Genomic DNA, 14492 nt, shown 5'->3' on the forward strand with positions numbered 1-14492 from the left:
TTAACTATAGTCAAAGCGCACAGGCTCACCTTGTTCAGCGCTTTGGCGACACCACAGCTGAAAAGGTGCTTTCTCCACCATTAGTGATCGATGTCTCAATATGTGAGAGTGATTTTGTCATACAATATTTCTAAAACGTTATTTTGAAAATAACGCCTTCCTGTTCTTCTCACATTTTGGGTAACTCACGTGACACATCTCGATTGGTCAGTACTAGCACTGTATTTTGTGTTTCTACTTATCGTAACCTCGGCGTTCAAACGCCATGCCAGCAGCGCTGATGGCTTTATCAAGGGCAATGGCGCAATGACTTGGTGGATGGCGGGTGCCACCGCTTTTATGACTCAGTTTTCTGCTTGGACCTTTACCGGCGCGGCCGCGAAAGCGTTTGAGGACGGCCTGAGTATTATGTTTGTTTTCTGGGGCAATGCGCTGGGCTTTTTTGTCTCGGCGCTGTACTTTGCCAAGCGCTATCGCCGCTTGCGCGTGGCAACGGCCATGGATGTGATCCGCCTGCGTTTTGATAAGCTGTCTGAGCAAGTCTTTACCTGGTCAAGCTTTCCGATCACCCTGGTCGGTGCCGCCATCTGGCTCAATGGCCTAGGGGCTTTCCTATCTGCGACCTTTGGCATCAGTATTGATATTACGATTATTGCTATCACCACACTGGTGACGTTTATTGCGGTTGCAGGTGGGGTATGGACCGTCTCTGCCACCAATGTGATCCAGTTGGTGCTGCTGGTTACCATCACGGTCGTGGTTGGCGCTACCGCAGCAAAACATGTAGTGAGCCTACCGGTAGAGTCCGTCCCTGAGATGGTGATGGGCGATGATATCTCGGTATGGCAGATCTTTGTTCTGTGGGCCGGGGTGATGATGCTTAAGCAGACCCTCAACACCAATAATGCCCTGAGCAGCTACCGCTTTTTGATCACCAGTAACGAAAAAGAAGCGACTCGCTCTGCGCTGCTTGCTGGATTCTTATTTCTGTTAGCACCGCTGTTGTGGTTCTCGCCACCATGGTTTGTTGCCTCGCTGGATGTCGACTTGGCTTCAATCTATCCAAACCTCGGGGCGGGCGCCAATAATGCCGCCTATCTCTACTACATCGAATACTACATGCCGCATGGCCTGCTCGGTTTGGTGATGGTAGCGATGCTCGCCGCGACAGTGTCACCTATGACCACTGCGCTCAATCGCAATGCAGGGATCGTGGTCAACAATGTGTACTTATCATTGATTAACCCGGCAGCGAGCGATCAACAGCAGATGCTGTGGGGTAAAGCTTCAACCCTTGCCACCGGCATCTTGGCTGGCGCAGTGGCGCTGATTTTTGCCCGTATCGAGGGCTATAGCCTGTTTGATATCATGATGATCTTTACCGCGCTATTGCAGATGCCACTCTCGGTGCCTTCTTTCCTCGCGCTGGTTAACTTGCGCACCCCATCATGGTCTGGCTGGGCTACGGTATGCGTTGGCTTGCTAGTCTCTGCCTTTATGCACTTTATCTTTGACGTGCGCTGGCTTGAGCCTTGGACGGGCGTGCTCAATGGTCGCGAGCAGATTGATTTGGTGATTGGTTTGACGCTGATTGCGCATATCGTGTTCACGGGTGGCTTCTTTGCTGCCACACGCTGGATGACACCAAACCGCAATTACAATCCTGAGGTAGAGCAACGACTTGCAACACCAATGAGTGAGCAAGAGCAGACACCAATTGACCATGCTAATGGTATCTTTATGGGCCGGGCAATGATGGCACTGGGCGTGATTGTCTCGCTGTTTGCCTGCACGACTGAGACACTGTCAGATGCCTGTATCTTTGGTGGCATCGGCGGCGCAATTTTCCTATGTGGTGCCGGGCTTGCCTCGATGTCGCAACGCTTACACAAACTAGCACTAGCCGCAGCCTAATTCTGCCGATATAATGCGCCGCTTTTTCGCTCACGATCAAGGCTAACCACTTTGTGTTGGCAGGTTATGGGTAATAAGTGGCGCATTAGTTAGGCAAGGTATAGGTTGATTACAAAACTCCCCAAATGGATCGAATACGGTGCATTTCTTCTCGCGTTTGTCGCAGGGTGTATTAATGCCATTGGTCTGCTCGGCTTTGAGCACCAATCGGTATCACACCTATCTGGCACGGCAACACTGATCGGTGCCAGCCTACTCAATCATACCCCTTCAGTGACTTTACACCTCGCTGGTGTCGTGGTTGCGTTTTTTGCTGGAGCCGCCCTATCCGGCGTTCTACTACCGAGCACGGCGGTCAAGCTTGGCCGACATTACGATACCGCCCTCGCGATTGAGGCCTTATTGCTGCTGATTGCAATGTATCTGCTAGCGAATGACTCCTTCTATGGCCACTTTGCTGCCTCTGCCGCATGCGGCCTACAAAATGCCATGGTGACCACTTACAGCGGCGCGATTGTCCGCACCACGCACCTAACGGGTATCATCACCGACCTGGGGATCATGCTTGGCTCTATGCTGCGCGGAGAGTCATTTAACCGTCGACGTGTACTGCTGTTTAGCCTGATCACTCTCGGCTTTATCAGCGGTGGTGCGGTTGGAGCTTACCTGTTTAGCCGCTGGGCCTTTTATGCCTTGATGGCACCCTCGGCCATCTGCGCGCTATTGGCCTTGGGCTATCGCATTTACTTGCAGTGCGCCGCAAGGCGAAAAAATAGAGACAAGGCGATTATTTCATCGTTATAATCGCCGCGTTTATTGAACACACATACTAACGAACGAAAATTGGAGGACACGAATGATTGTAATGACTTTTAACCACTGGGCTATGCAGAAGTAACGAAAACCACAACCCTTTCCTTACTAGTACTTCCCTACTTTTATCTTCATAGCCCGGACTATCCGGGGTCTAAACTCATCTCGAATTTGACCCTAATCGTGTTATTACTTTTAGGCGCTTTTTCACATCTACTGATCGCGTCTGGGACTATTCGGCAATGAACCAAAAAACGATTATTTCTCATTCAACTATTAATTTAAAAACCACGACAAATACTCAAACACCGTCAATCCAACAACTTGGATGGAAGGGGCATTTTCAGCAGCAACTGTCACTTGAAGACTATGAGGGCAGAGTGTTTGCGCGCGTTATCGCCCACCATCGCAGCGGTTATGTACTCAGCTCTGAGCAGGGTGAGATCCGTCTGGATATCCACCATGACCTACCCGCGATGACGGTCGGTGACTGGGTGATCCTCGATGAAGACCAACAGTTCGTTAGGCTTTTGGATCGTCGTAGTCTTTTTAGTCGTAAAGCAGCCGGCACTAAGGTAGCGGAGCAGTTAATTGCCGCCAATATCGATACCCTATTTATCGTGGTTTCGCTTAACGATGACTTTAACCTTAGTCGTATTGAGCGCTATCTGGCACTCGCACTGGATGCTGAGGTTGAGCCGGTGGTGGTTTTGACTAAAGCAGACCTATGTCTTGATAGCGACACGCTTAAGCAACAGGTCAGCGCACTAAACCCGCTGATGATGGTCGAGGCCGTCAATGCTCTAGACACCGATAGCGTCCAAAGCTTAGAGGCTTGGTGCAAGCAAGGACAAACCGTCGCCTTTATGGGCTCATCGGGGGTCGGTAAGTCAACCCTGGTCAATACCCTGATGGGGCAACAGGCACAGGCCACCGGTTCGATCCGCGAGGATGACAGCAAGGGTCGCCACACCACTACCTCACGCTCGATTCACGTGCTGCCTGCTGGCGCAGTATTGATTGATACACCGGGAATGCGTGAGTTGCAGTTGGCCGATTGCGAGCAAGGCGTCAGCGAAACCTTCGCCGATATCGAAACGCTCGCCAGTGGTTGTCGCTTCAGTGACTGCGCCCACCAAACCGAACCAGGCTGCGCCATTCAAGCCGCCCTGGAATCCGGCGAGCTCGAGCCACGCCGACTCAACAACTACCTCAAACTCCTCCGCGAGCAACGCCACAACGGCGCCACCCTAGCCGAACAGCGCGCACACGACAAACAGCTCGGGAAAATGTACCGCAGCGTCCAAAGCGCAAGCCGCCAACTTAAGGGGAAATAAAGAGGCGAGAGGACGCTTGCGCTAGGGTGCGAGGTGCGGGTACGGACTGCGTCCTACGAGGTGCGAGGAGTCAAACGCACGTGACAAAATCCTCGAACCCCGGAACGAAGTGAAACCCGAGCCTCGCCCCTAGCTGGGGTGCGAGGCGCGAGTACGGACTGCGTCCTACGAGGTGCGAGGAGTTTACAGCACGTGATGAACTCCCCGAACCTCGGAACGAAGTGAAACCCGCTCCTCGAACCTAATCTTTAAGCGTGAGCATGCCTTCGGTAACGATGAAGTCGATGATGGTGTCTAGGCCTTGGCTTTCTTTAAGGTTGGTGAAGACGTAAGGCTTGGTTGGGCGCATGCGGGCGGTGTCTTGCTCCATGACCTCAAGAGAGGCGCCTACGTAAGGGGCGAGGTCGATTTTGTTGATGACCAAAAGGTCTGAGCGAGTGATGCCCGGGCCTCCTTTGCGCGGGATCTTCTCGCCTTCGGCAACGTCAATCACGTAGATGGTCAAATCCGCGAGCTCTGGGCTGAAGGTGGCGCTGAGGTTATCACCGCCACTTTCGACAAACACCACATCGAGGTTTTTGTGTTTTTTCGCCAGCTCTTCAACCGCGGCGAGATTCATCGAGGCATCTTCACGGATCGCAGTGTGCGGACAACCACCGGTTTCGACACCGATGATCCGATCCGGCTCTAGCGCCTCAGCGCGAGTGAGAATTTTTGCATCTTCTTGGGTGTAGATGTCATTGGTCACCACGGCGATATTGAGCTTATCGCGAATCGACTTACACAGGACCTCAAGCAGGGCTGTTTTACCCGAGCCCACCGGCCCACCAATTCCGATACGTAGTGGTTGTTTGTAAGTTTCCATTCTGTTCTGTTCCTATCTTTTTTTATGAGCGGAATAGCCGCGTGTACTGGGTTTCATGCAGTGCACTGGCTAGAGCAATCGACGGCGTAAAGCTGCCAATCATCCACTCTTCTATTTGTAATGCGCTCGCGATGACGCGAGGAAAGCTGTCGGTAATATTGATCAAAGCTAGCTGGCCATCAGTCTGCCCAAGGGGAATCAACTTCACCCCAGCCGTGACTAAGTTCTCAAGCCAACTCCATAGATAGCCTTGCTTTAAGGTATCGATATCGATAGACCACGCCCTAGCTGCGACGCACAGCCCTAAAAGCTGATTGGGCTGGCAGGATAAGTCCTGTATCAGGCTTAAATCGATATCTAATTTGCCAAGCAAGGTGTTCATTGCCAGGCCACGCTGGCGCTCTTCGGCGCGCAGCTCACTGGTTTCACGGCTGGTGTACAGCACCTCACTCCAGTGAGTTAAGGTGTGCGTATCCTGCTCGCCCAGCGCGTGGTAGAACTTTTCTAGCACTGGCAGCTCTAGGGTCGCGATACTCGACTGCGCCATGTATTCAAGCCACTGCTCCATGCTAGCGCGGTCATGCACCCATCCGGCCTCCACGGCGTACTCTAGCCCTTGAGAGTAGGTAAAGCCGCCAATCGGGAGTGATGGGCTGATCAACTGAAACAAGCGGTAGCAGGCTAGCTGCTGCGGGCTTGTGCTGAGCGGATTCATTGGCAGGCTCCGGGCTTATGCTGCCAGTAGTAGCACGGCGCTCGCTGAAGCAACGCCAAGCGATAACCACTTAGAGCGAAGCATTTGGCCTACCATGTTCCCTGCCGCCATTAGCGCTGCCGCACTGAGCAACATACCCATGGCAAACAAAGACACGCTACCGGTGGCTTCAACGCCATGAGCGTAGCCGTGGAAGAACAGCATGGCTACCGCTGCGCCGCTAGCAAGCTTAACGCGCGCTGTTGATGGAGAGAAGGCTTGCCATAGACAAAGGCTAACCACAAACAACGAGGCGATGATTGCTGGCTCAACCATGGCGGCAAAGCCCAGCATTTGACCGGCAAACAGCCCCACCATCAATGACGCAATGCCTGCACCTGCCAGTTTAACTGCGTTGGTGCGCGTGAGTGCAACGCAGGCTACCAGTAGGCCAAAAGCGACCAGCATGATCAGGTGATCCACTCCGGTCACAGGGTGCAAAAGGCCTGCAGAGAAAGAGTGGTGGTCATGACCTGGGTGCGCTAAAGCCAGAGAAGGGGTGGCTAACAGCGCTAGAGCTGCAGTAAATTTGGTTTTCATAATCGATTCCTTTTGGGGTATTTTTATTCCGTAATAACGATGCTTATCCGCATTAATGGTGGTGGTGATGACCACCTGAGCGGCCGCCATAAGCGCCACCCTCTGGTTCAAACGGCTGTAGCTCTGAGGTCACGGTAGCCCCTAACCCTTCCACCATCTCATCAAGCACATGGTCGTGCTGATAGCGCACCCAGCCAGCCTCAACTTGCAGTGGCACGTGACGGTTACCAAGATGGTAAGCAACGCGGGTCAACAGATGCGCATCATCGCAATACACACTCGATACCTGCTCAGGGGCAGCCTTGACCTCAACCACCAGGCCACACTCGCTGTGCAGCTGCTCACCGCCGCGCAGAATGTGTCCGCGCGGTAAAAACAGCCCAGCCTCACGACCATCGTCGAGGGTGACCTTTAGGCGGCTCTTGATCCGGCTGTCGATGGGCAGGCTCAAGTAACCATCGGCCTTATTGCTGCCTTGGCTATCGATCTGAGTTAGTTCAATCATGTTGTTATCGGCTCCTATACAACTTAATCAGGAAATTAAAACAAGAAATAGCGCTGGGCCATCGGCAGGACGTCTGCTGGCTCACATACTAGAAGCTCACCATCGGCGCGCACCTGATAGGTTTGCGAGTCGACCTCAATCTTCGGCATCCAGTCATTGAGCTTCATATCCGACTTGCTGATATCACGGCAGTGGCTGACCTCGCCAATTAGACTATTGAGACCCAATTGCTCAGCGATGTTGTCTTTGGCTGCTTGCTGTGAAACAAACAGCATTGACGTGTTCTGGCTCGCCTTGCCGTAGCTACCAAACATCGAGCGGTAGTGCACGGGCTGCGGGGTTGGGATGGACGCATTCGGGTCACCCATCGGCGCCATCGCTATCATGCCGCCTTTTAGGATCACGCTTGGCTTAACGCCAAAGAAGGCCGGTTTCCACAGCACTAGGTCAGCAAGCTTGCCCGGCTCAATCGAGCCAATCTCGTGCGCCATACCATGGGTGATGGCAGGGTTAATCGTGTACTTAGCGACATAACGCTTGAGGCGGAAGTTATCGCTGTAGCTAGAATCCTCCGGCAAGCTGCCGCGCTGCACTTTCATCTTGTGCGCCGTTTGCCAGGTGCGAGTGATCACCTCACCCACGCGGCCCATGGCTTGAGAATCGGACGCGATCATCGAGAATGCCCCGAGGTCGTGGAGAATATCCTCAGCGGCAATCGTCTCACGGCGGATACGCGACTCGGCAAACGCCACATCTTCGGCTATCGATGGCGATAAGTGGTGACACACCATCAGCATATCGAGGTGTTCATCAACGGTGTTGATGGTGTAAGGGCGAGTTGGGTTGGTGGAAGATGGCAGGACATTCGCCTCACCTGCAGCGCGAATAATATCCGGCGCATGACCACCACCTGCCCCTTCGGTGTGATAGGTGTGGATCACGCGATCGCCAATCGCGCCAAGGGTCGATTCGACAAAGCCCGACTCATTAAGGGTATCGGTGTGAATGGCTACCTGCACGTCCATCTCATCCGCCACGGTTAGGCAGGTATCGATAGAAGCGGGTGTGGTACCCCAGTCTTCATGCAGTTTAAGCCCGACTGCGCCAGCGGCCACTTGCTCACGCAGCGCCTCAGGTTGGCTGGCGTTACCCTTACCAAGCAGGCCAAAGTTCATTGGGAACTGATCGAGCGATTCGAGCATTCGATGCATGTTCCAAGGCCCCGGTGTACACGTGGTCGCATTAGTGCCGGTATTCGGCCCGGTGCCGCCGCCAATCATTGTGGTGACGCCAGAGGCGAGCGCCTCTTCAATCTGCTGTGGACAAATAAAGTGAATGTGTGAGTCGATACCGCCCGCGGTGAGGATATTGCCCTCGCCCGCTAGGACCTCAGTACCTGGGCCAATCACGATATCAACGCCCGGCTGCACATCTGGGTTGCCCGCTTTACCTAACGCTTGGATGCGACCATTTTTGATCGCCACGTCGGCCTTAACGATGCCCCAGTAATCCAAGACCACGGCATTGGTGATCACCAAATCAGGGGTCTCTGCACTTGGGCGCTGACTCTGGCCCATGCCATCGCGGATCACCTTGCCACCGCCAAATTTCACTTCATCGCCATACACGGTGAAGTCTTTCTCAACCTCAAGCCAGAGCTCTGTATCTGCTAGACGTACCCGGTCTCCCAGCGTGGGACCAAACATCTCGGCGTAAGCCTGTCTGGATATCGTCGCCATTTTCAATCCTTTGTTATTGTTTTTGCTGCCCACAAAAGTTTGTGGACAGCAATTGCCTTTACTAGAGAAATTGCACTGCTAGGCAGGTGATTACACCTTGCCCATCACCTTACCCTGGAAGCCATATACCTCGAGCTTGCCAGCGTAACGCACCAATTCAACCGTGCGCGATTGGCCCGGCTCAAAGCGCGTCGCGGTGCCAGCAGGAATATTGAGACGAAAGCCTTTAGTCTGCTCGCGGTCAAACTCGAGCGCTTGGTTGGCCTCATAGAAGTGATAGTGAGAGCCGATCTGAATCGGTCGGTCGCCAAGGTTCTTGACCGCCACTTTGCAGGTGTCGCGTCCTTGGTTGATCTCTATCTCACCGCTTGGGGTTTCGATTGCGCCAGGGACGAAGCCACCGACGGCTACTTTGCTTGCTGCCATCATCGCCTCCTTAGACTATCGGCTCGTGCACCGTGACCAACTTGGTGCCATCAGGAAAGGTTGCCTCGACTTGAACATCCGGGATCATCGAGGGCACCCCCTCCATAACATCCTCGACGCCAAGCAGGGTGCGCCCATAATCCATTAGCTCGGAGACGGTTTTTCCTTCACGAGCACCCTCTAAGATGGCGCTGCTGATAAAGGCGATCGCCTCTGGGTAATTAAGTTTTAAACCTTTGTCTTTGCGCTGCTTAGCCAGTAGGCCTGCACAAAAAATCAGTAACTTATCCTTTTCTCTTGGTGATAATTCCATGTTACCGCTCACATCTTATTTGAAATTATGTTGCCCAAATCCTTGGCCGGTCTGGCGTGGTATCGGTGAGGTGCGCGCGAGTCAGTTGCCACACGGCACTGAAGAGTTCGATCATCGACTCGCTCCAGTGACCGAGTGCTCGCACGACCAACATCTGTTCAACCTGAGTCACACCAAGCAAGATGCCCGGCTGCCCATTGACCTTTGGGATCCCTGTTGTACTAGAACAGAGCAAGCTCTGTACCAACTCAAGCAAGTGCATATCATTGGCTTTGATATACAGGGTTCCAACCAATGGATAATTAAGTAAACCTTTACTAATCATTAACTTATCACCACCAATAAAATTTAATCCTTCGGTGATAATTCGCTTTTGGTCGACGAATATCTCGGTTTTACCGACTAGGTGTCCTTGGTCAAATCCCTCATTTAGTGCAGGACGACCAAAACAGTGCATCTCCCAGCCCCAAAATTGTGCATCAGCATCTAGATGGATTTCGGTGTCTAAGCGACTGTGCGCGTTGGGAAAAAAGATATTCTCTTGCGGGAACCACTCCAACCGCGCACCGGATTTGACCCGCAATACCTGGGTCTGGCGCGCGTATTTATTATCAGAGCGGTAGAACTTGGTCGCCCCCGGCGTGGTCACTAGGACCTCGGCACCTTGGTCGACATTGACATTAATCGATAGGGTATCGCCACCCACTACTCCACCCGGCGGGTGGAGTAGATAGGTATGACAGGTGGTGCCATCAGGATAAAGAGGCCGCTGGATCGCCAGCGGTCCACGTTGAGAGCGGTGCTTGAGCACCGTTTTATCGCCGCGCTGAGTAAAGGTCAGGTCAAGCTGCGCCTTCCACCCATCGCGAATATCCTGCTCGATTGCACCACCAATCTGGTGGCTTGCCGTCGTATCACACTCCAGCACTGCACTCATACGGTTAGATACTCCTTGATCAAGCGCTCATCCAGCTCATCAATCTCGCCTTGCGCGACTTGGCGACCGCGGTCGAGGATACAGAAGCGATCGCCGACCTTACGCGCAAACGGCAGTTTCTGCTCAACCAAGAGCACGGTTAAGCCAAGCTTTTCGTTCAGCATGCGGATAATATCGCCAATCTCTTGGACGATATTGGGCTGGATACCCTCGGTAGGCTCATCAAGGATAAGCAGTTTCGGGTTAACCACCAGCGCACGGCCAATCGCCAATTGCTGCTGCTGACCACCAGAAAGGTCACCGCCGCGGCGATGAAGCATCTCTTTCAGCACCGGGAAGAGCTCAAAGATAAACTCTGGGATCTTGCGATCCCCCTTGGCGCGAATCGGTAGACCCACCTCAAGGTTCTCTTGGACCGTCAGCATCGGAAAAATCTGTCTTCCCTGCGGGACATAGCCAATCCCTTGTCGTGGACGCTCTTCGGCATCCAGCTTGAGTAGCGACTGCTCGCCAAGTTTGATATCACCGCTTTGTACTTTGACCAGGCCCATGATGCATTGCAGCAGCGTGGTCTTACCCACGCCATTACGACCCATTAGCACAGTACACTTACCCTCGGGAATGGTCATATCAAGATCCCACAGGGTATGACTCTCACCATAAAACTGGTTTAACGACTGAATCTCTAACATCCTATTCTCCGAGATAAACTTGTTTAACTTCAGGGTGGGCTTGGACCTGATCCATACTGCCCTCAGCCAGTACATGGCCTTGGTGCAGCACAGTCACGTGGCTAGCAATCGAGCGCACAAAGTCCATATCGTGCTCAACGACTACCACCGAGTGCTTGCCCGCTAGCGAGTTGAGCAGCTCTGAGGTGCGGTCCATCTCTTGGTGGGTCATCCCTGCAACGGGCTCATCGACCAGCAGCAGTTTCGGGTTTTGCATCAGCAACATGCCGATCTCCAGCCACTGCTTCTGACCGTGAGATAGGTTACCGGCGCTGTTGGTGGCTTCATCTTTGAGGTGGATAAGCTCTAGCACCGACTCCAGCTTGTCGCGCTGCTCGCCACTCATCTGTGCGCGGAACGTTCCCCACACCGAGCGCACGCCCGCCATCGACAGCTCAAGGTTTTGCCATACGGTGAGACACTCGATCACGGTTGGCTTTTGAAACTTACGTCCAATACCCGCATTCGCGATCTCGGCTTCGTTCATCTTAAGCAGGTTGATGTTAGAGCCTAGCCACACCTGACCACTATCAGGTTTGGTCTTACCCGTGATGATGTCCATCATAGTGGTTTTGCCGGCGCCGTTAGGGCCGATGATGCAGCGCAGCTCACCCTCACGAATATAAAGGTTGAGATCATTGATCGCCTTAAAGCCATCAAAGCTCTTGTTTACCCCTTCGACGTACAACAGTACGTTGTGGCGAGTATCGATCGCCGGATGCACATCCGGTCTTAGAAAAGAGAACACCTCATCACGTCGGGTGAAGGATTGGTAGTTACTCTTGATTTGCTGTACCGATTGCAATGCACTCATGCCGTGGCCTCCTTCACTGGTGTCTCTGCTTTCTTATCGCGCTTGAAGAGCTTGGTAAGCAGCTGAGTTTTGCTGCTGATAAAGCCCATCACCCCTTGCGGGAAGTACATGGTCGACAGAACAAAGATGCCACCTAGGGCAAACAGCCATACTTCTGGGAACTCAACCGTAAACCAGCTCTTGGCGTAGTTAATGATAAGCGCGCCGAAGATAGCACCGAACAAGGTTGCACGGCCGCCAAGCGCAACCCAAACCACCACCTCAATCGAGTTGATTGGCGTGAACTCACCTGGGTTGATAATGCCGACTTGAGGCACATACAGAGCGCCAGCAATACCGGCGATCACCGCCGATAAAACAAACACCCACAGCTTGATGCCATCCACGTCATAACCCATAAAGCGGGTGCGTGACTCGGTATCACGAATAGCCAGCGCCACTCGTCCCAAACGCGAGGTGACCACCATGCGGCACACAAGGTAGCTAAGCATGAGTGCCACGCCAGTGATCACAAACAGGGCAACCTTAGTGCTGTCACTTTGCAGGCTAAAGCCGAGGATATCTTTAAAGTCGGTTAGGCCGTTATTACCACCAAAGCCCATCTCATTGCGGAAGAAGGCCAGCATTAAGGCGTAGGTCAAGGCCTGCGTCATGATGGATAGGTAAACGCCGGACACTCGTGAGCGGAAAGCTAAGTAACCAAATACATAGGCAAGTGCCCCAGGTACGAGCACCACCATCAAGGCTGCAAACCAGAACTGGTCAAAGCCATGCCAGAACCACGGCAGTTGCTCCCAGTTAAGGAACACCATAAAGTCCGGCAGGATTGGGTCACCATAGACCCCACGGTCGCCGATTTGACGCATCAGGTACATGCCCATGCCATAGCCACCGATGGCAAAGAATGCCGCATGGCCAAGGCTGAGAATACCGAGGTAACCCCAGACCAAGTCCAGGGCAAGAGCCAGCATCGCGTAGCTCAGGTATTTACCCAGCAGTGAGACGGTAAAGGTCTCGACGTGCAGAGGGTGGCCAACCGGCAATAACGTATTGGCCAACGGAACAAAAATGACAGCAGCAAGCAGAACCAGCAGGGTAATTTGCCCACCACGGTCGCCGCGCATGGCTGAAAGAACAAACGATTTCGACTGCATAATGCGCTCCTTAACCTTCAGCCGCACGGCCACGTTGAGGGAACAGGCCCCGTGGACGTTTTTGAATAAATAGGATGATAAACACCAGGACTAAGATCTTGGCTAGAACCGCACCAGCCCATGGCTCAAGGACCTTATTAAATAGGCCAAGGCTGAGACCAGCCACCAACGTGCCCCATAGGTTGCCGACACCACCAAACACCACCACCATAAACGAGTCGATGATGTACGCTTGGCCCATGTTCGGCCCAACGTTGGTCAACTGTGATAGCGCCACACCAGCGATACCGGCTACACCAGAGCCGAGGCCAAAGGTCATCGCATCGACGCGCTCAGAGCGAATACCCATCGCACGCGCCATGGCGCGGTTTTGTGATACAGCACGAACCTGCAAGCCTAGCGGAGTTTTCTTCAGTACCATCAAAAGGCCAAAGAACACCATCACACAGAAGATGATGATGTACAGACGGTTATAGGTTAGAGACAGCATTGGGTTGATCTCAAGCGCCCCTGACATCCAGTTTGGGGTGCTTACCGAGCGGTTGAGTGGAGAGAAGATAGAGCGCACCGCTTGCTGCAAGATAAGACTGATACCAAAGGTGGCGAGCAGGGTTTCCAGCGGGCGGCCGTAGAGGTGGCGGATCACGCTGCGCTCAATCAAGATACCCACCAGACCAGAAACGATAAAGGCCATTGGAATCGATAGGATCAATGCAAGGCCTACTTGCTGTGGCAGCAGTTGCTGCATCACATAGGTGGTGTAGGCACCAATCATGATCAGCTCACCATGGGCCATATTGATCACGCCCATCACACCAAAGGTGATCGCAAGGCCGATCCCGGCGAGGACTAACACCGAGCCCATGCTCAAGCCAAAGAACACGGTTTCAACACCAGCATATAGGCTTTGGGATTGCTGATACTGGGATAAGGCTTTGTTTGCGGCAGACTCAACCTCGGCGGCAGGTTCAGCCGCTAGAACTTTATTGAGCGTCTGCGCCACAATCGGCAGCTTATAGTCACCGATGGTATCAAGCGCCGCGACGCGCTTAGCATCGCTTTGCTCAGCGTCATTGGCGATATCTATCGCCAGGGCCAGCTCAATCAGCTCAGCAACCTTGCTGTCGTCTTCAATTGTTAGACGGGTCGCCAGTGCCTCGAGAAGCTCATCATCCTCGGTACCTAGCAGGGCCATCACGGCGCTCTGACGCACACTCGCCTCATCGCTGTTGATACCTAGCGAAGCCAGCTCGGCACGAATTTCACGCCGCAAGCGGTTATTAACTCGCACTCGTTTAAATTGGCGACTGTTCTCGATCGCCAGCGTTTGCTCGCTCCAAGCAAACTGTGCCAATGGCGCTGTTTTCGGATCGTCAATCACAAACAGCGCCTGATGGTGCTCGCTTGAGGATTGATCAAAATAGTACAGTTGGCCATTAAGCCAGCTGTTGAGGATGAGTTTGGCCTGACTGGCTTCACTGTTGGCCACCAGCCAATCAATCGCTTGCTGTTTGTGGCTGTTGTTTTTACCAATCAAGGCTTGCTCAAAGCTTGACTGATCGCTCACCGCCGCCCAGCTCACGCTCAGCGAGGCAAGCAGTAAGCACACTGCTTGAAATATTTTTAATACATTCTTCATTTCTTACGTCC

Annotated in this window: 15 protein-coding genes; 3 read left to right on the top strand and 12 right to left on the bottom strand. The window is 53.2% G+C overall.

Features of this window, described 5'->3' with window-relative positions; genetic code table 11:
• Positions 1–189: 189 nt before the first annotated feature.
• The 3 genes from ACSTTG_RS03145 to rsgA all read left to right on the top strand — a co-directional run bounded on the left by ACSTTG_RS03145 (position 190) and on the right by rsgA (position 4064).
• Positions 190–1914, top strand: coding sequence for a sodium:solute symporter family transporter (locus ACSTTG_RS03145; RefSeq protein ID WP_438473766.1), 1725 nt, complete (start codon positions 190–192; stop codon positions 1912–1914).
• Between the two features lie 105 nt (positions 1915–2019).
• Complete coding sequence (locus ACSTTG_RS03150) at positions 2020–2718, top strand: YoaK family protein (protein WP_438473767.1); 699 nt, start codon at positions 2020–2022, stop codon at positions 2716–2718.
• Positions 2719–2969: 251 nt separating this feature from the next.
• On the top strand, positions 2970–4064 hold the full coding sequence (gene rsgA, locus ACSTTG_RS03155; protein ID WP_438473768.1) for a ribosome small subunit-dependent GTPase A: 1095 nt from the start codon (positions 2970–2972) through the stop codon (positions 4062–4064).
• A gap of 241 nt (positions 4065–4305) precedes the next feature.
• Here the strand turns inward: rsgA and ureG are convergent, their stop codons facing one another.
• The 12 genes from ureG to urtB form a co-directional block, all read right to left on the bottom strand.
• The gene (gene ureG / locus ACSTTG_RS03160; protein WP_438458991.1) at positions 4306–4929 is read right to left on the bottom strand and encodes an urease accessory protein UreG; all 624 of its coding nucleotides are present in this window, start codon (positions 4927–4929) and stop codon (positions 4306–4308) included.
• Positions 4930–4951: 22 nt separating this feature from the next.
• The gene (locus tag ACSTTG_RS03165) at positions 4952–5644 is read right to left on the bottom strand and encodes an urease accessory protein UreF (RefSeq protein ID WP_438473769.1); all 693 of its coding nucleotides are present in this window, start codon (positions 5642–5644) and stop codon (positions 4952–4954) included.
• A gap of 15 nt (positions 5645–5659) precedes the next feature.
• A complete protein-coding gene (locus ACSTTG_RS03170; protein WP_438473770.1) occupies positions 5660–6223 on the bottom strand; it encodes a HupE/UreJ family protein in 564 nt (187 codons plus the stop codon).
• Between the two features lie 52 nt (positions 6224–6275).
• Positions 6276–6728 carry an urease accessory protein UreE gene (gene ureE / locus ACSTTG_RS03175; protein WP_438458994.1) on the bottom strand — a complete coding sequence of 151 codons (453 nt, stop codon included), beginning with the start codon at positions 6726–6728 and terminating at the stop codon, positions 6276–6278.
• A 35-nt stretch (positions 6729–6763) separates the two neighbouring features.
• Positions 6764–8467 (bottom strand): urease subunit alpha, encoded by a 1704-nt coding sequence (ureC, locus tag ACSTTG_RS03180; RefSeq protein WP_438458995.1) that lies wholly within the window; start codon positions 8465–8467, stop codon positions 6764–6766.
• A gap of 90 nt (positions 8468–8557) precedes the next feature.
• Entirely contained in the window at positions 8558–8893 is a 336-nt protein-coding gene (locus ACSTTG_RS03185; protein ID WP_438458996.1) for an urease subunit beta, read from the bottom strand.
• Positions 8894–8903: 10 nt separating this feature from the next.
• Positions 8904–9206: an urease subunit gamma gene (ureA, locus tag ACSTTG_RS03190; protein WP_438458997.1), complete on the bottom strand. Its 303-nt coding sequence runs from the start codon at positions 9204–9206 to the stop codon at positions 8904–8906.
• Between the two features lie 25 nt (positions 9207–9231).
• Positions 9232–10143 (bottom strand): urease accessory protein UreD, encoded by a 912-nt coding sequence (locus ACSTTG_RS03195; RefSeq protein ID WP_438458998.1) that lies wholly within the window; start codon positions 10141–10143, stop codon positions 9232–9234.
• A complete protein-coding gene (gene urtE / locus ACSTTG_RS03200; RefSeq protein WP_438458999.1) occupies positions 10140–10835 on the bottom strand; it encodes an urea ABC transporter ATP-binding subunit UrtE in 696 nt (231 codons plus the stop codon). The genes ACSTTG_RS03195 and urtE overlap by 4 nt, the downstream gene beginning before the upstream one ends.
• A gap of 1 nt (position 10836) precedes the next feature.
• Complete coding sequence (gene urtD / locus ACSTTG_RS03205; protein ID WP_438459000.1) at positions 10837–11688, bottom strand: urea ABC transporter ATP-binding protein UrtD; 852 nt, start codon at positions 11686–11688, stop codon at positions 10837–10839.
• Positions 11685–12842, bottom strand: coding sequence for an urea ABC transporter permease subunit UrtC (gene urtC, locus ACSTTG_RS03210; protein ID WP_438473771.1), 1158 nt, complete (start codon positions 12840–12842; stop codon positions 11685–11687). The genes urtD and urtC overlap by 4 nt, the downstream gene beginning before the upstream one ends.
• 10 nt (positions 12843–12852) lie before the next feature.
• Positions 12853–14481, bottom strand: a complete 1629-nt coding sequence (gene urtB / locus ACSTTG_RS03215) for an urea ABC transporter permease subunit UrtB (protein ID WP_438473772.1) — start codon at positions 14479–14481, stop codon at positions 12853–12855.
• Positions 14482–14492 lie beyond the last annotated feature (11 nt).

This window comes from Vibrio glycogenivorans (assembly GCF_051660965.1).
GTDB lineage: Bacteria > Pseudomonadota > Gammaproteobacteria > Enterobacterales > Vibrionaceae > Vibrio.